Genomic DNA, 23,174 nt, shown 5'->3' with positions numbered 1-23,174 from the left:
CTTGATTTCGCGCGGGGGCTATGCGAGACGATTATTGATAACGTTCACATATCGGGATTGGGAGAGACATGCGGCGAACGGCACTTGCGATGGCGACGGCGCTTCTGCTGGGGGGAACGGCGCTTGCGACGGCGCCCGAGGGTGACACCGGTGCCGCGACCGTCCATCCCGAACTCTGGCCGGCGGCGAAGAGCCCGGCGGCGATCACCGACGCCGCGACCGAGGCGCGCATCGACGCGCTGATGGCGCGGATGACGATCGAGCAGAAGGTCGGCCAGTTGATCCAGGCCGATATCAGCACCGTGACGCCCCAGGACCTCGAAACCTATCCGCTCGGTTCGATCCTTGCGGGCGGCAATAGCGGCCCCAATGGCAATGAGCGGTCGAGCGCGGCCGACTGGGCGGCGCTGGTCGGCGAGTTCCGCGCCGTGTCGCTGCAGCCGCAGGACAATGGCGTCGCCATCCCGATCATCTTCGGGGTCGACGCGGTGCATGGACATAATAATATCCCCGGCGCGACGCTGTTTCCGCACAATATTGGGCTGGGCGCGGCGCACGATCCCGAACTGATCCAGCGCATCGGCGCGGTGACCGCGGCCGAGATCGCGGGCAGCGGCATCGAATGGACCTTTGCCCCGACGCTCGCGGTGCCGCAGGATCTGCGCTGGGGACGCAGCTATGAAGGCTATTCGTCCGATCCGCGGCTCGTTGCCGATTATGCGCGCGCGATGGTGCTGGGGCTGCAGGGGGCGCTCGTGACCGGGCGGCCGGTCGGGCCCGCGCATGTCGCGGCGACCGCCAAACATTATCTCGCCGACGGCGGCACCTTCGAGGGCAAGGATCAGGGCGACGCGAAGATCGGCGAGGACGAACTGATCGCCAAGCATGCGCAGGGCTATCCTGCCGCGATCGACGCCGGCGCGCTGACCGTTATGGCCAGTTTCTCGAGCTGGAACGGAGTCAAGACCCACGGCAACAAGGGACTGCTGACCGACGCGCTCAAGGGCAAGATGGGTTTCGAGGGCTTCGTCGTCGGCGATTGGAACGGCCACGGCCAGGTCGCGGGATGCAGCGTCACCGACTGCGCGCAGGCGGTCAACGCCGGGCTCGACATGTATATGGCCCCCGATAGCTGGAAGGGCCTCTACGAAAGCACGCTCCGCGAGGCGAAGGACGGCACGATCGGCGCCGAGCGGCTCGATGATGCGGTGCGGCGCATCCTGCGCGTCAAATACAAGCTCGGGCTGTTCGATACCGACCATGTCGACCGCGGCGATGTCGCGGCGGTCGGTGCGCCCGATCATTTGGCTGTCGCGCGCGAAGCGGTCGCCAAATCGCTGGTGCTGCTCAAGAATAATGGGGGCCTGTTGCCGATCAAGCCGGGCGCCAAACTGCTCGTCGCTGGGCCGGGCGCCGACAATATGGCGATGCAGGCGGGCGGCTGGACGATCAGTTGGCAGGGCACTGACGTCACCCACGACGATTTTCCGAACGGCCAGACGATCTGGGAAGGGCTGAAACAGGCGGCCGAGGCCGCGGGTGGCAGCGCGATCTTGTCGGCCGACGGCAGCTTCACCGACAAGCCCGACGTCGCGATCGTCGTGTTCGGCGAGGAGCCCTATGCCGAGTTTCAGGGTGACGTGCCGACGCTCGACTATCAGCCCGCCGAAGCGACTGACCTTGCGACGCTGAAGAAGCTCAAGGCCGCGGGCGTGCCGGTGGTCGCGGTCTTCCTCTCGGGCCGGCCGCTGTTCACCAATCCCGAGATCAACGCCGCTGATGCCTTCGTTGCGGCGTGGCTTCCGGGGTCGCAGGGGGCGGGCGTGGCCGACGTGCTCGTCGCGCGCGCGGATGGAAAGGCGGCGAAGGATTTCACCGGCACGCTGCCCTTCGCATGGCCCGCCGACGCGCGTTCGCCGGTGGAAAAGCCGCAGTTCGCGGTCGGCTATGGCCTGACCTATGCCGATGACAAGACCGTGCCTACGCTGCCCGAGGAACTGGGCGTCGACGTCGCGGCGATGATGAATGTCGAGAATTTCTTCGCCGGCGGCCGCGCGCGGGCGCCGTGGACGCTGTCGATTGCCGACGCGGGCGGATCGCGGCAGGTCGAATCGGCGCCGCTGGACAGCAGCTATGGACTGCTCCGGACGCGCTCGGTCGACGTGCATGCGCAGGAGGACGGCAAGGCGTTCGTGTGGAGCGGTCCCGCGACCTTCAACCTGTCGGGTCCGGTCGCCGACATGACGCGCCAGCTCAACAACAGTTTCGCGTTGCGGCTCGACTGGCGGATCGACGCCGCGGGGACGGCGCCGGTGACGCTCGCGCTCGGCGGCGTGCCGCTCGATATCGGCGCGATGGTTCGCGCCGCGCCGGTGGGTGACGTCTCCACGCTGAAGGTGCCGCTGCGCTGCTTTGCCGACGCGGGCGCCAATCTGGCGCGGGTCGATTATGCGGTATCGGTGACGGCCGACAAGGGCTTTGCGGCGACCCTGCTCGGCGCCAGGGTCGAGGCGGTGGGCGAGAATCTGCCCTGTCCGGCGAAGGCCGAATAGGGATCGGGCGAGGCGCTCAGGCCCCGCACGACTCCCGCACGATCAGATTGGTCGGCAGATATTCGGGCGGCTGTTCCGAATCGGAATCCATGATCTGCGACACCAGTCGCCGCCCGGCCTCGGCCGTGTCCTGCTGGATCGTGGTGAGCGCAGGCGTGCTGAGCCGCGCAAGCAGCATGTCGTCGTAGCCGACCACCGAGACATCCTTCGGCACCATTCGCCCGCCCTTGCGCAGCGCGCGGATCGCGCCGAGCGCGATGAGGTCGCTGGTCGCGACGATGCCGTCGATGTCCTGCCCGCGCGTCAGGAGTTTGGTGGTCGCGCTTTCCGCCGATTCGAAGCCGAAGTCGACGCGGATATCGAGCGCGACATCGAAAGCCACGTCGCTCGCCTCGAGCGCCTCGAGATAGCCCTGGTGGCGCTGCATCGCCTCCGGGTCGCTGCTGCCGAGGAAGGCGATGCGGCGGCGGCCGAGGCGGAGGAGGTGGAGCGTCGCGCGGCGGCCGCCGAGCAGATTGTCCGAGCCGACCGAGCGATATTTCTGTCCCGGCAGATGTGCGCCCCAGACGACGAAATTGCCATTCGAGTCGGCGAGTCGGTTGAATTCGTCGTGGAGCATCGACTGGCCGAGGAAGATCACGCCCTTGGCGCGGCTGGTCGTCGTCACCGCGACGAGATCGTCGAAATCGCGCGGTGCGGTGTGGCTGACGGTGAAGTCGCAGTCGCGCGCGCGCGCCGCCTCGCCGATGCTCGCCAGCAGTTCGAGGAAGAAGGGGTGCGAGAGCGGCAGCGGCCGGCCCTGCATATGCGGGGTGACGACGACGATCGAGCCTTCGGACCCGAGCGGCGCCGCGGGCATCGAACTGCGAAAGGGATAGTTGTTCTCGCGCGCCAGCGCCCAGATGCGCTTCTTGGTCTTGAGGCTGATGAGCGGATGATCGTTGAGCGCGCGCGACACGGTCGAGATCGAGACTCCCGCCATCTTTGCGAGGTCTTCCAATCTGGTATTGCTGTGGGTCATGAACAGATCATCCGTGTCTGACGTGGGCGAGCGTTAGCCGCGCGGGGGAGGGCAATGCAAGATTTGCAGAGCGGTGAGGGGGCGGTATTTCGCAGCGAGCCGCCGCGCGCGGGCGCGGCGGACGGCTTTCGCCTGTGGAGCATGTGCTTTGCGCTGTTCGGCATCCAGATCGTCTGGGGGCTGCAGAATGCCAATACGAGCCGCATCTTCCAGGCGCTCGGCGCCGACGTCGCCGAACTGCCTCTGCTGTGGATCGCGGGGCCGATCACCGGACTGATCGTCCAGCCGATCATCGGGCATCTGAGCGATCATTCGCGCTCGCGCCACGGCAGGCGCCGGCCCTTTCTGGTCGCGGGCGGGCTGCTGTCGGCGCTCGCGCTGGTCCTGATGCCCAATGCCGCGACGCTGTGGGCGGCGATCGCGGCGCTGTGGCTGCTCACCGCGTCGAACAATATCGCAATGGACCCCTCGCGCGCGCTGGTCGCCGACAATCTGCCGCACACGCAGCGGGCGCGCGGCTATGCGGTGCAGGTCTTCTTCATCGGCACCGGCGCGGTCTTCGCCTCGTCGCTGCCGTGGGTGCTGGTCAACTGGTTCGGCGTGTCGGGGGTCGGCGAGGCGGGCGGGCTGCCGTCGTCGGTGCGCTATGCCTTCTACATCGGGGCCGCCTGCCTGCTCGCCTCGATGCTGTGGACCGTGCTGACCACCCGCGAGCGGCCCGCCGACGCGTCCCTGCGGCGCGTGGCACGCGAAGGCGAGATGGGCGAGCCGCCGGTGCTGCGCCGCGCCTGGGCGCTTGCCGCCGGGGGCGCGGGGCTGCTGGCCGTCGCGCTCGCGCGGGGCTGGCAATGGGAGGTCGCGCTGCTCGCCGGGGCCGCGCTGCTGGTCGGGGCGGCCGAGATCGCGGTGGCGCGGCGCCGCGCGCGCGGTGACGGGGCGCTGGGGATGCTCCAGATCGTCGAGGATTTCCGCCGCATGCCGCGCGCGCTGCGCCAGCTTGCGCTGGTGCAATTCTTCACCTGGTTCGCGCTGTTCGCGATGTGGATCTATGCCGCGCCGGCGGTGGCGCGGGCGCATTACGGCACCGGCGACGCGGCATCGGCGCCATTCAACGCCGCCGCCGACTGGGTCGGCATGCTGTTCGCAGGCTATAACGCCGTCGCCGCGCTCGCGGCGCTGGCGCTGCCGGGGATCGCGGCGCGGATCGGCGAGCGGCAGACCTATGCGCTGTGCCTGCTGTGCGGCGCGGCGGGGATGGCGGGGTTCGTGATCCTGCCCGATCCGGACCTGCTGTGGCTCGCCTCGCTCGGCATCGGGCTCGCCTGGGCGGCGGTGCTGTCGCTGCCCTATGCGATCATCGTCGGAGCGGTCGCGCCCGGGAAGGTCGGCGTCTATCTGGGCATCCACAATATCTTCCTCGTCGTGCCGCAGCTCGTCGCCGCGGTCTGCCTGGGGCCGGCGATCCGCCATCTGTTCGGCGGCGAGCCGGGACCGGCGCTTGCGCTGGCCGGCGGGCTGCTCGTGCTGGCCGCGGGGGCGGCGCTGTTCATCGGGCCGCGCGCGGAAGTTGGCGAAAGTGCCGCGTAGCATGAGGTCGATGGCATATGCAAATATTTGCATATATATTGCTACTCTGCAATCGTATTCAGCCGATATGTCACGCAGATTCTGAGCCATTTTCCGCTTGAATCCTGAGAATAACAGAGAAATAATTCATAAAATCAATTGGATGAAGCCCATATAAAACGGGCTTGCCTATTCTGCAATAATACGCAAAAAAGTGCAAACAGATGGCGCGACGATCGGCCGCCCATGCTGTGCGAACGATAGGCCCAGCCAATGGGCGGATCAGGGAAGGGGAGAGCCATGACGCTCAAGGGATTCGGAATCGGTGCGCGGTTGCGCGGTGGGGTGTCGCTGGCGGTGCTGGCGGGCGCGGGATTGCTGGTGGCGGCGCCGGCCGCGGCGCAGGATGCGGCCGCGCCGGCGGACGAGACTGCCGGCAGCGGCAGCGATATCGTCGTCGTCGGCGTGCGCAGCGCGCTGCAGACGGCGCAGGAGCGCAAGAAGAATGCCGAGACCGTCGTCGATTCGATCGACGCGACCGATATCGGCGCCTTTCCCGACAATTCGGTGTCGAGCGCGCTGCAGCGCGTGCCGGGCATCACCGTGTCGCGGCTCCAGTCCACCGACGACAGCACTCACCCGTCGGGCGAGCCGGCCGGCGTTCTGATCCGCGGCCTGACCTTCGTGCGCACCGAGGTCAACGGGCGCGACAGCTTTTCGGCCGATAGCTATCGCGGGCTGAATTTCAACGATATCTCGCCCGAGCTGATGGCGCGTATCGACGCCTACAAGAACCAGACCGCCGACATGATCGAGGGCGGGATCGCGGGCACCGTCGACCTGCGCACGCGGCTGCCGTTCGACGAGCCGGGGCTGATCGTCACCGCCAATGCCAAGGCGACCTATGGCGACCGGTCGGACAAGTGGAACGGCGAATTCTCCGCGCTGATCAGCAAGACCTTCGACACGCCCGCGGGCCGCTTCGGCCTGATGGCCGACTATGCGCGCAGCCATGTCGTGACGCGGACCGAAAGCGTCATCATGGACAAGATCCGCACCTATTGCTCGGCGGGCGCGGTCAATCCCGACGGCAGCGGGGTGGTCGACGCCGACGGCAGCGTCCATTGCGACGCCAACCCCTTCGGCGGCACCGGCTGGGCGTTCGCCCCCGACGGCATCCGCTATTCGCAGGTCGATTACGACCGCACGCGCGAGGGCATCGCGCTGGCCGGGCAATATGAAAGCCCGACCGGCGACGTGCGCGCGAGCGTGCAGTTCATCCAGTCGACCTATCACAACGCCTGGCTGGAAAATGCCTCGCACGCGATCCTCGAGGGCACCTATTTCGGCACGCCCGCGTTCAACCCGGTCGCCTCGACCATCCTGCGCCCGCAGATCGGCAGCTCGCCCTTCGTCTTCGGCGCCGACGGGATGCTCGAATCGGGCCTGCTGACCCAGGCCTATGGGAGCTGGCGCGGCAGCTTCGAGAATGCGGGGGTGATGACCGACACCGGATCGGCCGTCCCCGGCCAGCCCTTCGTCAGCTATTGCCCCGATCCCGCCGCCTGCACCAACGGGATGTATTTCCAGAACGAGGCGCGCAATTTCGACCACCGCGAAAAGACGCGCGACCTGTCGGCCAATCTGCAATGGGACGCGACCGACCGGCTGCATGTCAATTTCGACGCGCAGTGGATCAAGGCGAAGACCACCAACGACGATATCCTGGTCGCGACCGGGTCGATGGCCGATTATGATTACAGCGTGAACAAGGACGGCACGCCCGAGATAAGGCTGCTGCCGGGGTCGGGCGTCAACTACGCCGACGGCGGCCTCGCCAATCCGCACAATTACTGGATGCCGTTCATCCAGGCGCATCTGGAGGATAATGACGCCGAGGAACTCGCGCTGAAGGCCGACGTCGATTACGAGTTCGAGGGCAGCGACTGGATCGATTCGCTGAAGGTCGGCGTCCGCTATTCGGACCGCGAGCAGAATATCCGCTATTCCTCGTTCAACTGGACGCCGATCGCGGCGTCGTGGAACTGCAACGGGCCGGGCTTCAACGTCGACAACAGCACGCCCGCCGCCTATCCCGCCGGATGCGGCGCGCGGCCCGATTTCCAGGGCTATGGCGCGGGGCTGTTCGTGCCCTACAGCCTGGGCGGCGGCTTCTACAACGGCAGCGCCTATGACAATGGCGATCTGGTCTATCTGAGCCGCGAGGCGATCCGCGACCGCGCCAAGCTGGTCGAGGGGCTGGCGGGGCCGAACACCAGCCCGCCGATCCTGCCCGGCTGGTCGCCGATCTGCGACCGCGCCGAGGCGACCGTCGGCTGCTTCACCCCGCCCGAGGTGATGAAGGCGACCGAGAAGACCAAGGCGGCCTATGCGATGCTGCGCTTCGGCGGCGACAATGCGATGCTGGGCGGCGTCAATGTGCGCGGCAACATCGGCGTTCGTATCGTCCGCACCGACATCGACAGCACGGGCAGCGTCGGCTTCCCGCAGCCCAATATATTCACCCAGTTGCTGCTGACGCCGTGCGGCACGCCGCTGGGTCCCGACGCGGTGGTCAATCCGGCCTGCTATCTGACCGACGATCTGATCGCCTTTGCCGACGGCAGCGGGACGCCGAACAATTTCAAGGCGTCCTACACCAACGTCCTGCCCAGCCTGAACGTCCGCTTCGGGCTCGACGACCATAATTTCGTCCGCTTCGGCTATTCGCGGGCGATGGCGCGGCCCGATTTCGGCCTGCTTCGCAACTATGTGTCGATCCAGGCGCCGCTGATCGACACGAGCGCCGACAGCCCGTTCATCGTCCGCGACGGCGCCGGCAACATCACCGGCTATAATTTCATCTTCCGCGCCGAATCGGGCTTTGCGGGGCTGAAGCCGGTGCTCGCCGACCAGTTCGACCTGACCTTCGAACATTATCGCGGCGCGACCTCGTTCCACGCCGACATCTTCTACAAGAAGCTGCGCAACACCGTGTCCTATGGCGAGTTCATCCGCAGCTTCGACAATGGCGGGTCGGAGCAGACGGTGGTGATGCGCGGGCCGCGCAACGTGAAGGACGGCGGCGAGCTTTACGGCCTCGAAGCAGGGTTCCAGACCTTCTTCGACTTCCTGCCCGGATTGCTGTCGGGGCTGGGGATGCAGGCGAATTATACGCTGGTCGAGCAGAGCGGCATCAGCAATTCGAACCTTGCGACGCAGGGCGCGCTCGACGGCGGCGGCACCGGCGGCTTCGGGGCGGGTCTCGACGTGTCGGGCGGGCGCGGCGCGGTGATCGACTCGCACCGGCTCGCGGGCATTTCCAAGCATACGTTCAACATCGTGGGCCTGTACGAGAAGGGACCGGTGGCGCTGCGCCTCGCCTATAACTGGCGCTCGCGCTTCCTGACCAACAACCTCGACTGCTGCATCGGCCTGCCGGTGTTCCAGAAACCGGTCGGCTTCCTCGACGGGTCGATCCGCTTTTCGCCGACGCCGTGGCTGGAGCTGTCGATCGAGGGGCAGAATCTGCTGAACACGACGACCGTCTATCAGCAGCAGATCTTTGGCGACACGGCGCTGACGCCGGGGGCCAAGCCGGTCTATCGCGACGCCAACTGGGGCCGGGTCGACCGCCGCTTCCAGTTCGGGGCGCGTGTGAAATTCTGACCAAGGGGGAGGGGGCGGCCGGGCGGTCGCCCCTTTTTGGGGGAGCGATAGTCTTGACAGCGCAGGTTCCTCCCCCTCGTCACCCTGAACTTGTTTCAGGGTCCATGGTCCGCCCTCGAACAGGGCGCGGCGCGGAAGGAGAGATCTGGCCATGGATGCTGAAACACGTTCAGCATGACGATGCGGGGAGGGCGGGCGCCATGGATTGGCCCGCTTCGATGACAATGGAGCGGCGATGACGGACAGCCCCTATCGGATCGTCATATTGGGCGGCGGCACCGCGGGCTGGATGGCGGCGGCCGGGCTGGCGCGGCTGCTGCCCGCCGCCGATTACGACATCACGCTGATCGAATCCGATGCCATCGGCACGGTCGGGGTCGGCGAGGCGACGCTGCCGCATATCAAGGATTTCAACGACATGCTGGGCCTCGACGAGGCCGAGTTCATGCGCGCGACGATGGCGAGCTTCAAGATCGGCATCGAGTTCGTCGGCTGGGGCCGCGCGGGCGAGCGTTATATCCACCCCTTCGGCACCTTCGGCGAGCGCTGGGCGGGCGCCGATTTCCAGCATCACCATGCGCGGGCGCGGCTGGCGGGCAGCGATACGCGGTCGCTTCAGGCCTACAGCTTCGCGGTCGCGGCGGGCCGCGCCGCCGCCTTCGAGCATCCGGGCGAAGACCCGGCGTCGATCCGCTCGGCCTATGCCTATGCCTATCATTTCGACGCCGGCCTCTATGCGCGGCACCTGCGCCAGTGGGCGACCGCGCGCGGGGTGCGGCGGATGGAGGGTCAGGTCGTCGACGTTGCGCGCGACGGCGAGAGCGGCGACGTCGCGGCGCTGACGCTGGAATCGGGCGCGGAGGTCGCGGGCGACCTGTTCGTCGACTGTTCGGGATTCCGCTCGCTGCTGCTCGGGCAGACGCTGGGGGTACCGTGGCGCGACTGGAGCGAATGGCTGCCGTGCGACCGCGCGCTGGCGCTGGCGTGCGAGGGGACGGCGCCGCTGATCCCGCTGACCCGCTGCACCGCGCAGCGCGGCGGCTGGACCTGGCGCATCCCGCTTCAGCATCGCACCGGCAACGGCCATGTCTTCGCCAGCGGCTTTTGCAGCGAGGAGGAGGCCGAGCGCACTTTGCGCGGCGCGATCGACGGCGCGGCGCGGGGCGAGCCGCGGCTGCTGCGCTTTCAGGCCGGGCGGCGTGGCGCGGGCTGGGCGGGCAATGTCGCGGCGATCGGCCTGTCGAGCGGGTTCCTGGAGCCGCTCGAATCGACGAGCATCTTCCTGATCCAGGCGGCGGTGACCGACCTGGCGGCGCTGATGCCGCGCCGCGGGGACAAGGTCGATGCGCGGCTGCGCGCCGAGTTCAACCGATTGTTCGAGATCCATTACGACCGCACCCGCGATTTCATCGTCCTCCACTATGCGGCGAACGCGCGCGAGGGCGAGCCGCTGTGGGACCATCTGCGCCACATGACGCTGCCCGACAGCCTGGCGCACAAGATCGCGCTGTATCGCGAAAGTGCGATCGCGCCCGACTATGCGCTCGGCCTCTTTTCGCGCGATAGCTGGCTGTCGGTGTTCGAGGGGCAGGGGATCGTGCCGCGCGCCTGCAGCCCGCTCGCCGAGCGGCTGCCGCTGCCCGAATTGCAGCGGCGGCTCGACGAGCTGGCGGAGCGGATCGCGATCAACGCCGCCGAGATGACGCCGCTCGCCGACTATATCGCGGGCACTTGCGCGGCCGAGGGCGTCGTGCTGCCCGGCATGGCGAGCGCGGCATGAGCGTCGTCGCCATCCTCGGGCGCGATGCGCCGCTGTGGCTGACGGCGGCGGCGCTGCGGCGCGCGCTGGCGCCGGGGGGGGTCGAGGTGTGCGCGGTGGCGCTGCCCGGCGACGCGGCGCCGGGCGACGTCTGGCGCGCGTGGCCGGGGATCGAGGCGCTGCACGCGCGGATCGGCATCGACGAGGCGGCGCTGCTGCGCACGGCGCGCGGCGCCTTCACGCTGGGGCAGAGCATCGGCGACGCGAGCGGGGCGGGGCAGGCGCCGCTGCTGCTCGCGCACGGCGGGATCGGCACCGCCGTCGCGGGGGAGGATTTCTTTCCCCACTGGGTGAAGGCGCGGCATCGGGGGCTGGGCGCCGGGCTCGACGATTTCTCGCTGACCGCGACCGCGGCGCGGCAGGGGCGGCTGTTCCTGCCCGATGCGGCGAGCGCGCGCTATGGCCGCGCCGATTACGGCTATCACCTGCCCGCCGCCGGCTATGCGAAGAGCCTGAAGGCGATTGCGGCGCATCTGGGGGTGCGGGTGTTCGAGGCGGGCGCGGTCGCGGCCGAGCGTGACGGCGCGGGGATTGCGGCGCTGCGCCTCGACGACGGGACGCGGGTCGAGGCGGCGCTGTTCGTCGATGCGACGCGCGAGGGCGCGCTGCTGCGCGGAGCGCTGGGCGAAGCGTTCGAGGGCTGGGATGCGCCGGGCGACCGGATGCTGACCGCGCTGGCGCCGCGCGGGGCGACGGTGCCGCCCTGTGCGGAGGTGCGCGCGGGGGCGGACGGCTGGACCGGCCTCTATCCGGCGCTGACGCATGTGCATGTCGCGCATGTCTGGCGGGATGCGAGCGATGAAGAGGCGCTGCGCGCGGCGGCGGCGGCGAGCGGGCTGGAACTGGAGGCGGTGGCTGTCCGGGGGGTGGCGCCGGGCGCTGCCAGCCGGCCGTGGACCGCGAACGTCGTGGGTGTCGGCGAGGCGGCGGCGGCGTTCGATCCGCTGCACGGCTTCGCGCTGCACGGGTTGCAGCTTGGGCTCGTTCATCTGATCGCCTGTTTTCCGGCGGACGGGGCGATGGCGGCGCGGCGCGCCGAGTATAACCGGCTGATGACGATGCACGTCGCGCGGGTGCGCGATTTCGAGGTCGCCTATTTTGCCTTGCAGCGCCATGCGGGCGCCTTCTGGGACACGGCGCGGGCGCTGCCGCGCTCGGTCGAGCTGGCGCATCTGATCGCGCTGTTCCGCGCTCGCGGCGAGATCGCGCCGCAGGAGGGGGAGAGCCTGCCGCCCGACGCGTGGCGGGCGCTGCTCACCGGGCTGGGCGTGGTGCCCGAGGGCTGGCGGCCGTCTGCCGACCGGCTGGCGGACGAGACGGCGGCGGCGCATTTCCGCGCGATGCTGGGCTTCGTGCGCGAGCAGGTGCTGCGCCAGCCGACGCACGATGCGATGCTGGCGCGGATCGCCCGGCGTGGCTGAGCCGACGCGTCTCGACCCGCCGCCGGCGGCGCCGTCGCCGCTCGATGCGTCACCGCGCGTCGCGGTCCGCCGCGTGCCGGCGCCCGCCGATTTCGCCGCTATCGTCGCGGCCGGACATCCCGTCGTGCTGAAGGGGCTCTTCGACGACTGGGTCGCACTGGCGGCCGGGCGCGCGTCGCCCGGCCACCTGACAAGCTATCTGGCGGGGCTCGACCGCGGCGCGCCGGTGCCGCTGATGGAGGCATCCGCGCGGTCGAAGGGACGCTTCGCCTATCGCGCCGACATGCGCGAGTTCAGCTTCACCAAACGCCGCGTGCCGCTGCGCGAGGCGCTGGCGCGGATCGCGGCGCTGGAGGGGCGCGAGGATGCGCCGACCGCAGCGATCCAGATGCTCCCGCTCGCCGAGGCGATGCCCGATTTCGTGGCGCAGAACCCGATGCCGCTGCTGTCCGCCGATATCGGGCCGAAGCTGTGGCTGGGCGGCGCGGTCAGGACGCAGACGCATAACGACCGCGATCATAATCTCGCCTGCGTGATCGCGGGGCGGCGACGCTTCCTGCTCTTCCCACCCGAGCAGGTCGCGAACCTTTATATCGGGCCGCTCGGCAATCCGCCGCCCTTGTCGCTTGCCGACCCCGAGATGCCCGATTTCGAGCGTTTTCCGCGGTTCCGCGAGGCGATGGCGGCGGCGCGCGTCGCGTGGATCGAGGCCGGCGATGCACTGTTCCTGCCGCGTTACTGGTGGCATCATGTGACGTCGCTGGGTCCGTTCAACGCGATGGTCAACTACTGGTGGGGCGGCGATGACGAGCCGTACCATGTCTTCCTCGCCGCGCTGCTCGCGCTCCGGGATCTGCAGCCTGGCGCGCGCGCCTATTGGCGGACGATGTTCGAGGCGCATGTGTTCGGCGATCCCGAAACATCGGCCGGCCATATTCCCGAAAGCCTGCGCGGCGCGCTCGGCGCGATGCGGCCGGGCGAGCGCGCCGATCTGCGCCGCCGGCTCGCCGCCGCCTTCCGGTCCTGATCCTTCCCCAGCAAAGAGAAACGCCCCATGACCCCGAAAACCACCCTGTTGCTCGGCCTGTCGATGCTCGCGATGGCGACCCCCGCGGCGGCGCGCGAATGCGTGCGTTCGCCCGGCGCGGTGCTGGAGCTGTGCGTGTCGGTGGCGGACGGCCGGGCGCTCTATGCGGTGACGCGCGGCGGGACGGAGGTGATCGCGCCGTCGCGGCTCGGGCTCGCCTTCGCGGGCGAGGCCGACCCGCGCTACACCGCGATCACCAGCACCGCGCGCAGCGCGTCGGACACGACATGGGAACAGCCGTGGGGCGAGCAGCGGCTGATCCGCGACAAGCATAGCGAGCTGAAGGTCACGCTGGCGGGCGATACCCCGCTCAGCCAAGCGGTCGGCGTGACCTTTCGCCTGTTCGACGACGGCTTCGGCTTTCGCTATGACTATGCGGGCATTCCGGCAGGGCAGGCGGTGGCGGTGACCGCCGACCACAGCCAGTTCCGCACCGTCGGCGCCTATCGGGCGTGGTGGTACGAGGCGCTCGGCGTCGACCGCGACGAATATCTCTACAAGGAGAGCGACGCGCGGCGCGTCACGCTGGCGGAGACGCCGCTGACGCTGAAGGGCGACAACGGCCTCTATCTGAGTTTCCACGAGGCGGCGCTGGTCGATTTCCCGTCGATGCTGCTCGCGGGCGACGGCGCGGGCGGCTATTCGGCGTGGCTGATGCCGTGGCCCGACGGGACGCTGGCGAAGAAGACGGGGCCGTTCGCGACGCCGTGGCGCACCGTGCTGGTCGGCGACAGCCCCGGCGCGCTCGCCGACAGCCGCATCACGCTGAACCTCAACGAACCGAACAAGCTTCCCGACATCGGCCAATGGTTCAAGCCCGGCAAATATGTCGGCATCTGGTGGGAGATGCACCTCGATAAATCGACCTGGGCGAGCGGGCCGAAGCATGGCGCCAACACCGCCAATGTGAAGCATTATATGGATTTCGCGGCGAAATACGGCTTCGACGGCGTGCTGGTCGAAGGCTGGAACAAGGGCTGGGACGGCGACTGGACCGCGAACGGCGACAAGTTCAGCTTCACCGAGGCTTATCCCGATTTCGACATCGACGCGATCGCCCGCTACGGGAAAGCGAAGGGGGTGAAGCTGATCGGGCATAACGAGACCGCGGGGGCGATCGAAAATTATGCGCGGCAGCTTGATGGTGCGCTGAAACTCTATGCCGATCACGGCGTGTCGGTGGTCAAGACCGGCTATGTTCGCCCGAGCGGCACGATCGTCGACGGCGACGGCGGGCCGCAATGGTTCGCGGGCCAATATGCGGTGCGCCATCATCTCGACGTGGTGAAGCGCGCGGCGCAATATCATATCGCCATCGACACGCACGAGCCGGTCAAGGACACGGGGCTGCGCCGCACCTGGCCGAACTGGGTCAGCCGCGAGGGCGCGCGCGGGCAGGAGTTCAACGCCTGGGGCAATCCGACCAACCCGCCCGAGCATATGACGATATTGCCCTTCACCCGGCTGCTCGGCGGGCCGATGGATTTCACGCCGGGCATCTTCGACATCGCGCGCGGCGGCAAGGAACTGACGCGGCGCGTCCAGTCGACGCTGGCGACACAGCTTGCCGAATATGTCGTCGTCTATTCGCCGATCCAGATGGCGGCCGACCTGCCCGAAAATTACGAGGCGCGTCCCGATGCCTTTCGGTTCATCCGCGACGTGCCGACCGACTGGGAGACATCGAAGACGCTGCAGGGCGCAATCGGCGACTATGTCGTCGTCGCGCGGCAGGCGCGCGGCGGCGGCGACTGGTATCTGGGTGCGATCGGCGACGAGGAGGCGCGCGATCTGAGCCAGCCGCTGTCCTTCCTGGCGCCGGGCAAGCGGTATGAGGCGCAGATCTATGCCGACGCGCCGGGGGCCGATTACCGCACCAACCCCGAGGCGCTGGCGATCGGCAAGCGGATCGTGACGCGCGCCGACACATTGCCGCTCGCCCTCGCGCCGGGGGGCGGGGCGGCGATAAGGTTCAAATTGCTCGATTAAAGCGGCGTGCGTTAAATCTGCACCACCCTTTCTTCCGTTCGTGCTGAGCTTGTCGAAGCACCGTCCTTTTTCTTGCTACGCCCGAAAGAAAGAACGGCCCTTCGACAAGCTCAGGGCGAACGGGATAGGGTGATCCAGATTTAACGCACGCCGCCCTGGCCGGCGGCGGGCTTGCGATATTGCTTCAGGCGCGTGATGCGCAGCCCCGCAACGCCGGCGCGTTCGATCGTGCGGCGCCATCCCGCGAGTTCCTCGTGGCTCAGCCGGTAGCGCGCGCGAGCTTCCTCGACGCTGAGCAACCCGCCGTCGATCGCGGCCAGCACCTCCGCCTTGCGGCGGCAGACCCAATAGGTGGTGCTGGAAGACGGCAAATCCTCCAGGGTCAGCGGACCCAATGGTCCCATCACGGACGCCGGCCGATCGGCCTTTTGTTCGAGCACAACGAATTCTCCATTCGCGCGGCGATGCCGCTTCGTGCCCCCCGCGCCCTGCCTGCGCGAACCAGGTTAACAAAAGCTTGCCAAAACATCCTCGCTGCGACGAGCCGTGCGTCGCGCCGGGGTGGGCCGGGCTTCATCCCCGACCCCATTTCCGAAACGCGGCGTCGCCGTGCGGTACATTCGTCCGCCAGTTAATCGAGCAGCGAGCGCACCGACGACAGCAGGCCGCGTCGCGAGGGGAAGACCGCGTGGACGATCTCGCTTGCCGGCCGCCATTCGGGCAGCACGGTCGTCGGCCGCCCGCTTTGCAGATCGTCCCACAGCGGCTCGCCGTCGCCACGTCATCGGGGTCGATCCCGATGACGGGGCCAAAATGGAGACGCCGCGGTCACGCTCCGGAGCGGTCCCCGGGACCTTGCCCGCCACAGCATATTATGGTCTGGCTGTCGCGCGCAGACAGGCTGGTTTGTCGGTGGCCGGCGAGAGGGCAAAGCGGGGAAGCATGAAGTTTCGATGGAACAGGGAGCGATCGCCCGAACTGCGGCTGGCGTTCCAGCTTTCGATGATCCTGTGGCTTGCGTCGAGCACCGTCGTCACGCTTGGTGCGATCTTCGTCGGCCAGATGCATACGCTGAGCGCCTATCTGATCGTTCCGATTACCGTTTGCACGGCGGCTGCGATCACGACGCTGCTCTATGGTCCGGTCCGACTTCTCCAGAACAGGCGGGCGATCATTGCCGTGCCGGCCATCATCGTCACCATCGCGCTGGCGGCATCGTTGCAGACGGTCGCCGATTACGGAACCCAGGCGCTGTTCGTTCCGATCTTTCCGGATCATGTCATGCCGGACACGAACCCCAAATTGCTCCTGATAACCTGGACCATCTATTTCGCGCTTTATACCTGCAATGCGGCACTGCTCTGGCTGTCCTTCGTCGCGCATCTTTCCAAGACGCGCGAGATCGCGCTGACGCAGACGAAACTGGACCTCGCGATCGCGGAAGCACGCAGCGCGCAGGCGGAGCTCAAGATGTTGCGCCTGCAACTCGATCCGCATTTCATGGTCAATTCGCTCAGCGCCATTTCCACCCTGGCCATTACCCATGACGAACGCGCGGCGGCCGAGATGGCGGATAGCCTGGCGGATTTTTTGCGCTTTTCCCTCGAGCAATCCGATGGCGCCGAGCAGCCGCTGACCGACGAGATCGCCCTGGCGCGCGCCTATCTGGGGGTGGAGCAAATCCGCTTCGGCGACCGGCTCCGCGTCGAAATCGATTGCCCGGATGATCTTGGGAAGGCCCTGATCCCGAATTTCATCCTCCAGCCGTTGGTGGAAAATGCGATGAAGCACGGTTTCAACAGTGCCGTGGGCGGCATGAGGCTGAGGATCGCGGCGCGCGCGGTGGACGGCAATCTGGTCCTGACGGTCGACGATCATGCGCGGGAGAGGCGCGCCGTGCCGGCGGCACCGGGCCTGGGCATCGGCCTTGCCAACACGCGAGAGCGGCTGGAAACGATGTACGGATCGGGCGCCGCGCTGATCACGACCCCGCTGACCGACGGTTTCCGGTCCGAAATCCGCCTTCCGGTGAAATTCGCCCTTCACGACACCCGTGAAACCCGCGTCGCGGAGTTGGCATAGCAAGGGGCGCGGGCGCGCGGCCTATCCGGCCGCTTTGGGGCTCATGCGTTCGCGCAGCGGCTTGAGATAGGTTCTGCCCACCCGCACTTCGGTTCCCGACCGGAGCAGCACATGGACATTGCCATAACCGCGATCGCGGATGGATTCGATCTGATCGAGGCGCACCAGCGCGGATCGGCGCACGCGGATGAAGTGCTCGCTTCCCAGGCGGTCGCTCAGCGCCGCCATGGTCGTGCGAAGCAGAAAGGCGCGCTCGTGATTATGGATGTGGACATAGTCGCGTTCGGATTCCGCCCATTCGACCTCCCGCAGCAGCAGGCGCACATGATTGTCGCCTCGCTGCACCCAAATCTCCCGTTCGTCGCTGTCGGTCGCGGCGGGCGGCGTCTGTTGCCGCAGCTCGTGGACGACGCGTTCGAGATGGGCGGCGTGCTGCGAGGCGCGTTTCTGTTCGATCTGGTCGCGGGCGTGATCGAGCGCGGTGGTCAGCCGGTCGGCCCGTAGCGGCTTCAGCACATAATCGACCGCGCGCGCCTCGAAGGCGCGGACGGCGTGCTGGTTGAAGGCGGTCACGAATATGATCTGCGGGCAATGGCCGCCGGTCTGAAGCAGATGTTCGGCCAACTCCACGCCCCCCAGCCCGGCCATCTGGATGTCCAGCAACAGGACGTCGGGCCGCAAGCGGTCGATCTGCGTCAGCGCATCGAGCGGATCCTGAATGGTCGCGATGAGTTCCGCGCCTTCGATATCGGCCAGCAGCAGCGCGACGCGCCGGAGCGCCAGTTCCTCGTCGTCGACCGCCATGACCTTCAAAATCGTCATCTTGCCGGTTTCCGTTTCAGGCCGGCGCCGTTCGTCGCGCCGGTCGACCATTCGTCGTGCCCGTCCGCGCCCCGCACCCCTCGCCGCATCGCGTCGGTCGCGGCGCTGAGCCATTCGTCGCGCGGCCTATCCCATTCACCGGGCGCGGTGGCCATTGGGACCTCCCGCAATCGCCGCACGCTCGGCCCGGCCGCCGATGGCCTGTGCGAAACTTCCATGAAAGGCTCCCCAATGACCAAGATCCCGACGAATATCGCCTCTATCCGAATGCCGCTAAAGGAAATTTCGCTCGCTACCGCAAGCCTGCATCCTGCCCGCGGGATCGTCGGCGCGGGGATTTCGACACTGGCCCTGATCCTGGCTTCGGCAAGCCCTGCGTTCGCACAGGAAATCATCGACGACAAAGTGAACGACGGCGTCGTGACCGTGCCCGGCGATCAGGCCAGCCCGTGGGTGGTCGACGGCTATATCTATGTCGGTGACCAAGGCATGGGTACGCTGACGGTCGAGAATGGCGGCGTGATCGAGCAGGATTCGTCCTTTGCGTCGGTCATCGGCTATACGGCCGACGGTGAAGGCATGGTGACGGTTTCGGGCACCGATGCCGGCGGCAACGCGTCCACCTGGACCAACAATAGCGGACTGACCGTCGGCCGAGGTGGAAAGGGAATGCTTGTCGTCGAAGGCGGCGGCGTGGTCACGTCCTCGACCGGCACGCTCGGAGAGCGGGTGGGCGGCGCCGGTACGGCGACGATCACGGGCACGGACGGCAATGGCAATTCGTCCGGTTGGCTGACCACAAGCGGATTCTATGTCGGCCACTTCAGCGGCAGCGGCACGGGCGCGCTGAACATCCTCGACGGCGGGCTGGTCACCAGCCGCGGTGGATCGATTTATGGCCCGGATGGGGGCGAGAGCACCGTTCTGGTTTCTGGCGTCAATGCCGACGGAACCCATTCCACCTGGAACGCCGAAGGCGGGCCGATGGCGGTGGGCGCGGAAGGTCGCGGCGTGCTGCGGATCGAGGACGGCGGGGTCGTCAAGAACTTTGCCGGCATCATCGCCAGAACATCGGAGGCCGCCAGCGAGGTCATGGTGACGGGCACGGGGTCCCAATGGATCAACGGAGCCAGCCTGACCATCGGGGAGCGGGGAGAAGGCTTGCTGACCGTCGCCGACGGCGGACGAGTTTCGGCCAATGACGTCAATCTGGGCGACGACGACACGGGGCATGGCATCGTGCTGATTTCGGGCGTGGATAGCGCGGGGAATGCCTCGACCATCGAAGCTCATGGCAGCGTTTCGGTCGGGGACTGGAGCAGCGGTAAAATGACCATCGAAGGCGGCGGGCAGGTGATTGCCGCCAGAGACGGCTATGTCGCCGCCAATCTGGGCACGACCGGAACGGTTCTGGTCTCCGGCACCGACGCCGCCGGCAACGCATCGACCTGGTCGATGGAAGATAATCTCCGCGTCGGCTCTCAGGGCGACGGCACGCTGACCATCGCCGCTGGCGGCCTGGTCACTGCCGGGGGATCGGTTACGATCAGCGGTCGCACCGTCGGCAGCGGCGCGATCACGGTGTCGGGCGCCGATGGCGCGGGGAGCGCATCGGCCCTGGACGTGGGCGACGAACTCGCCATCGCGAGTTATGGAACGGGCGCGCTGACCATTTCCGACGGAGGAGCGGTGTCGGTCGGCAGCAAGGCCTATATCGGTTTCTATGCGGACAGCATCGGCACGCTGACCATCGGCGCCGCGGCCGACGAGGCCGCCGCTGGCGCGGGTGCGTTTGACGCCGCGACGTTGGGTTTCCGAGCCGGGGACGGCACGCTCGTCTTCAATCATAGCGATGACGATTACATCTTTTCAACAGCTCTCGATTCGGCCGGTCTCGTTTCGACCGGCCCCGGCACGCACCGCGTCGAGCATTATGCCGGGCAAACCAGGTTGACGGGCGACAGTTCGGCGTTTTCGGGGACGACGATCATCCACGGCGGACAGGTGGCGGTGGACGGCTCGCTCGGCGGCGCGGCGAATATTCTTTCCGGCGGCACGCTGTCGGGCACCGGCTCGCTCACCGGGGCCGTCGATATTGCCGACGGCGGCATCCTGCTGGGCGTGCAGGGCCAGACCCTCACCATGGCATCGCTGGCCCTGTCGAACGAATCGGCTATCGCCGTGACGCTGGGTGCGCCCGGCAACGGCGCCGGCCTGTTCCATGTGACGAACGACCTCGCGCTCGACGGACAGTTGAGCGTCACGGCCGGCCTCGGCTATGGTCAGGGCGTCTATCGCCTGTTCGATTATGACGGGACGCTCACCGATGGCGGCCTCGATATCGCCGCGATGCCGACCGGCACGACCGGCCAGATCCAGACCTCGGTTGCACAGCAGGTCAACCTCGTCGTCGCCGGAGGACAAAACCCGGATCCCGAACCCGGCGCGGTTCCCGACATCCAGTTCTGGAATGGCACGACGACGGTGGCCAATGGCATGGTCAACGGCGGCAGCGGCATCTGGAATGGAACGGACACCAACTGGACCGACGCCGATGGCGCCCGCGCGGATGCGTGGGGCAGCAAATTCGCGGTGTTCCAGACCAATCCGGATCTGGTCACGATCGATGGCGGCGTCTCGACCACCGGGATGCAGTTCATCGGCGAGGGCTGGCAGGTCGAGGGCGATGCGATCACGCTCGCCGGCGACAACGGCGCCACCACCATCCGCGTCGGTGACGGCTCGGCGACCGGCACCCATGTCGCGACGATCGCCGCGAATCTGTCCGGCGCCGGCGCGCTGGTCAAGGACGATAGCGGCATGTTGATCCTGACGGGCGAGAATGGCTATTCGGGCGGGACAGAGATCAGGGCGGGAACGCTCCAGATCGGCAACGGCGGCACCGCCGGCTCGATTCAGGGCGACGTCGCCAATGACGGCGTTCTGGCATTCGACCGCTCGGATGCGATCGGCTTCGACGGCACGATCACCGGTTCGGGCGATGTGACGTTGCTTGGCGGCGACGTGACCTTCACCGCGGCCCATGGCTACACCGGGACCACCGCGCTGCTCGCCGGCGCGACCCTGCGGCTCGGCAACGGCGGCACGGCGGGCGCGATCGCGGGTCCGGTCGACAATGACGGGACGCTGGTGTTCCACCGCTCCGACGATATCGCCTTTGCCGGCGCGATCGGCGGGAACGGCAATATCCGCCATCTGGGCGGCGGCAAGACGGAACTGACCGCGGACTCCAGCGGCTTTGACGGAACGACCGACATCGAAGCGGGCACGCTGGTGGTGAACGGCGCGCTGGGCGGCGCGGTGACCGTGCTGGCCGGCGGCCGCCTGCAAGGCACGGGCACGGTGGGCGATACGATGGTGTCGGGCACCATCGCGCCGGGCAATTCGATCGGCACGCTCAACGTTGTGGGCAATATCGGTTTCGCGGCCGGGTCGACCTATGAAGTGGAGGTCAATGCGGCGGGCGAGGGCGACCTGATCGCCGCATCGGGCGCGGCCACGATCGACGGCGGCTCGGTGAAGATTCTGGCCGGCGCGGGCGATTACAGGCCGCAGACCGACTACACGATCCTCACCGCCGACGGCGGGGTGAGCGGCACCTTCACGGATGTCACGACGAACCTCGCCTTCCTCGATCCCTCGCTCCTCTACGATGCCAATGATGTGACGCTGCGCCTGACGCGCAACAGCATCAGCTTTGCGGGCATCGGGCAGACGCCGAACCAGATCGCGGCGGGTGCCGGGACCGAAAGCCTCGGTCTGGGCGATCCGGTGGCCGATGCGGTCGTGACCCTCTCGGCCGCGCAGGCACGCGATGCCTTCGATCAACTCTCCGGCGAGATTCACGCCTCGACACGCAGTGCGCTGATCGAGGACAGCCGGTTCGTTCGGCAGGCGATATGGGACCGCTTGCGCAGCACGGGACAGGACAGCCGCGGCGGTGCCTGGGGCCAGGCGATCGGTTCGTGGGGGCATCTCGGCGGCAATGGCAATGCGGCGCGGCTCGACCATTCGACCGGCGGCATCCTGATGGGCCTCGATTGGGCAGGCGAGGCGATGCGCCTGGGCGTGACCGGCGGCTATAGCCATATGAAGGCCGACGTCGATGCGCGCGGCTCTTCGGGCAAGGCCGACAGCTATCACCTCGGTGCCTATGCGGGCGGCCAGTGGGACGGCGTCGCGCTGCGAACCGGCCTGGCCTATAGCTGGCATAATATCCGGACGACGCGGACCATCGGCTTCGCGGGGTTCAGCGACACCGCACGCGCCGAATATGATGGCACCACGTTCCAGGCGTTCGGTGAAATGGGCTATGCCTTCGACCTCGATCGGGCGCAGATCGAGCCGTTCGCCAACCTCGCCCATGTCCGGGTGCGTAGCGATGCCTTCGGCGAAACGGGCGGAGACGCGCGCCTTTCCGGCGGCAAGGCGGCGACCGATGTCACCTTCTCGACGCTGGGGCTGCGTGCAGCGACGACGTTCGATCTCGGAAAGGCCGACGCGACCCTGCGCGCCGCGGCGGGATGGCGCCATGCGTTCGGGGACGAAGCGCCGATTACGACGATGCGTTATCAGGCGGGCGGCAGTGTCTTCCGGATCGCCGGCCTGCCGGTGGCGCGCGACGCCGCGATCATCGATGCCGGGCTGGACGTCGCCATTTCCGGCCGGACCCGGATCGGCATCAGCTACAACGGCCAGATCGGCAGCCGTCTCGCCGACCATGCCGCCAAAGCCAGCATCAGCTTCAGCTTCTGAACCATGGACGATCGGGGCTGCCACCATCGAGGCTGGCGCCGCCCTTCACGAGGCCCCCGTGCTTCTCTCTATCGAGAGGCACGGGGGCGCTTGTCTGACGTCGACCGCACGGAGCAAAAGACTGAGCTTCGGAACCGCGGGCCGAGCAGCAAGGGTATCGCGGCGATTGCACGCGCATTGGAGTGAAGGAACAAGCAGGTTGCCCGCAAGCTTGCTTCGTAATGGTCGCCGGAGCAGATTTTCGGGCTGACTCGAGCGAGCGTTCCCGAACGACGAGGATATGCGCGGGCTCGACCGCGGCAAAGAGTTCCTGCGTTCGGCAAGGCCCAGGGGCGTTATCCCGCGGTAGGGCCGCGTCGGGCTTTTCGGC

General features: G+C 67.6%; 13 protein-coding genes. 9 read left to right on the top strand and 4 right to left on the bottom strand.

Annotated elements, in window-relative coordinates; all coding sequences use genetic code 11:
* The first annotated feature begins 68 nt into the window (after positions 1–68).
* Entirely contained in the window at positions 69–2,552 is a 2,484-nt protein-coding gene (locus tag FHR21_RS08705; RefSeq protein WP_184097288.1) for a glycoside hydrolase family 3 protein, read from the top strand.
* Positions 2,553–2,568: 16 nt separating this feature from the next.
* Here FHR21_RS08705 and FHR21_RS08700 read toward each other — a convergent pair whose 3' ends face one another.
* Positions 2,569–3,573, bottom strand: coding sequence for a LacI family DNA-binding transcriptional regulator (locus FHR21_RS08700; protein WP_184097286.1), 1,005 nt, complete (start codon positions 3,571–3,573; stop codon positions 2,569–2,571).
* Positions 3,574–3,627: 54 nt separating this feature from the next.
* On the opposite strand from FHR21_RS08700, the gene FHR21_RS08695 reads away from it, so the two are divergent.
* From FHR21_RS08695 to FHR21_RS08670, 6 genes are all read left to right on the top strand, one after another.
* Positions 3,628–5,160 carry an MFS transporter gene (locus FHR21_RS08695; protein ID WP_246427135.1) on the top strand — a complete coding sequence of 511 codons (1,533 nt, stop codon included), beginning with the start codon at positions 3,628–3,630 and terminating at the stop codon, positions 5,158–5,160.
* Between the two features lie 279 nt (positions 5,161–5,439).
* A complete protein-coding gene (locus FHR21_RS08690) occupies positions 5,440–8,808 on the top strand; it encodes a TonB-dependent receptor (protein ID WP_184097284.1) in 3,369 nt (1,122 codons plus the stop codon).
* 235 nt (positions 8,809–9,043) lie between these two features.
* Complete coding sequence (locus FHR21_RS08685; protein WP_184097282.1) at positions 9,044–10,588, top strand: tryptophan halogenase family protein; 1,545 nt, start codon at positions 9,044–9,046, stop codon at positions 10,586–10,588.
* Positions 10,585–12,048, top strand: a complete 1,464-nt coding sequence (locus FHR21_RS08680; protein ID WP_184097280.1) for a tryptophan 7-halogenase — start codon at positions 10,585–10,587, stop codon at positions 12,046–12,048. The genes FHR21_RS08685 and FHR21_RS08680 overlap by 4 nt, the downstream gene beginning before the upstream one ends.
* Complete coding sequence (locus FHR21_RS08675) at positions 12,041–13,075, top strand: cupin-like domain-containing protein (RefSeq protein ID WP_338113113.1); 1,035 nt, start codon at positions 12,041–12,043, stop codon at positions 13,073–13,075. The genes FHR21_RS08680 and FHR21_RS08675 overlap by 8 nt, the downstream gene beginning before the upstream one ends.
* A 27-nt stretch (positions 13,076–13,102) precedes the next feature.
* Positions 13,103–15,124 (top strand): glycoside hydrolase family 97 protein, encoded by a 2,022-nt coding sequence (locus FHR21_RS08670; RefSeq protein WP_184097276.1) that lies wholly within the window; start codon positions 13,103–13,105, stop codon positions 15,122–15,124.
* 140 nt (positions 15,125–15,264) lie between these two features.
* On the opposite strand, the gene sciP is transcribed toward FHR21_RS08670, so the two are convergent.
* Positions 15,265–15,564, bottom strand: a complete 300-nt coding sequence (gene sciP / locus FHR21_RS08665) for a CtrA inhibitor SciP (RefSeq protein ID WP_184097274.1) — start codon at positions 15,562–15,564, stop codon at positions 15,265–15,267.
* A 373-nt stretch (positions 15,565–15,937) separates the two neighbouring features.
* Here sciP and FHR21_RS08660 point away from each other — a divergent pair, with 373 nt between their 5' ends.
* The gene (locus FHR21_RS08660) at positions 15,938–17,206 is read left to right on the top strand and encodes a sensor histidine kinase (RefSeq protein ID WP_184097272.1); all 1,269 of its coding nucleotides are present in this window, start codon (positions 15,938–15,940) and stop codon (positions 17,204–17,206) included.
* Positions 17,207–17,227: 21 nt separating this feature from the next.
* On the opposite strand, the gene FHR21_RS08655 is transcribed toward FHR21_RS08660, so the two are convergent.
* Entirely contained in the window at positions 17,228–18,028 is an 801-nt protein-coding gene (locus FHR21_RS08655; protein WP_184097270.1) for a LytR/AlgR family response regulator transcription factor, read from the bottom strand.
* Positions 18,025–18,183, bottom strand: a complete 159-nt coding sequence (locus tag FHR21_RS08650; RefSeq protein WP_184097268.1) for a hypothetical protein — start codon at positions 18,181–18,183, stop codon at positions 18,025–18,027. The genes FHR21_RS08655 and FHR21_RS08650 overlap by 4 nt, the downstream gene beginning before the upstream one ends.
* A gap of 112 nt (positions 18,184–18,295) precedes the next feature.
* Here FHR21_RS08650 and FHR21_RS08645 point away from each other — a divergent pair, with 112 nt between their 5' ends.
* On the top strand, positions 18,296–22,804 hold the full coding sequence (locus FHR21_RS08645) for an autotransporter domain-containing protein (protein ID WP_184097265.1): 4,509 nt from the start codon (positions 18,296–18,298) through the stop codon (positions 22,802–22,804).
* Positions 22,805–23,174 lie beyond the last annotated feature (370 nt).

Origin of the sequence: Sphingopyxis panaciterrulae (assembly GCF_014199295.1) — a bacterium.
Taxonomy (GTDB): Bacteria; Pseudomonadota; Alphaproteobacteria; order Sphingomonadales; family Sphingomonadaceae; genus Sphingopyxis; species Sphingopyxis panaciterrulae.
This window is presented reverse-complemented; position numbering and strand designations above follow the sequence as displayed.

Bases quoted from the DNA above. Each gene is read 5' to 3' on its own strand.
- FHR21_RS08705 (WP_184097288.1), top strand. From the start codon at position 69: ATGCGGCGAACGGCACTTGCGATGGCGACGGCGCTTCTGCTGGGGGGA.
- FHR21_RS08700 (WP_184097286.1), bottom strand. From the start codon at position 3,573: ATGACCCACAGCAATACCAGATTGGAAGACCTCGCAAAGATGGCGGGA.
- FHR21_RS08695 (WP_246427135.1), top strand. From the start codon at position 3,628: ATGCAAGATTTGCAGAGCGGTGAGGGGGCGGTATTTCGCAGCGAGCCG.
- FHR21_RS08690 (WP_184097284.1), top strand. From the start codon at position 5,440: ATGACGCTCAAGGGATTCGGAATCGGTGCGCGGTTGCGCGGTGGGGTG.
- FHR21_RS08685 (WP_184097282.1), top strand. From the start codon at position 9,044: ATGACGGACAGCCCCTATCGGATCGTCATATTGGGCGGCGGCACCGCG.
- FHR21_RS08680 (WP_184097280.1), top strand. From the start codon at position 10,585: ATGAGCGTCGTCGCCATCCTCGGGCGCGATGCGCCGCTGTGGCTGACG.
- FHR21_RS08670 (WP_184097276.1), top strand. From the start codon at position 13,103: ATGACCCCGAAAACCACCCTGTTGCTCGGCCTGTCGATGCTCGCGATG.
- FHR21_RS08660 (WP_184097272.1), top strand. From the start codon at position 15,938: ATGGAGACGCCGCGGTCACGCTCCGGAGCGGTCCCCGGGACCTTGCCC.
- FHR21_RS08655 (WP_184097270.1), bottom strand. From the start codon at position 18,028: ATGACGATTTTGAAGGTCATGGCGGTCGACGACGAGGAACTGGCGCTC.
- FHR21_RS08650 (WP_184097268.1), bottom strand. From the start codon at position 18,183: ATGGCCACCGCGCCCGGTGAATGGGATAGGCCGCGCGACGAATGGCTC.
- FHR21_RS08645 (WP_184097265.1), top strand. From the start codon at position 18,296: ATGCCGCTAAAGGAAATTTCGCTCGCTACCGCAAGCCTGCATCCTGCC.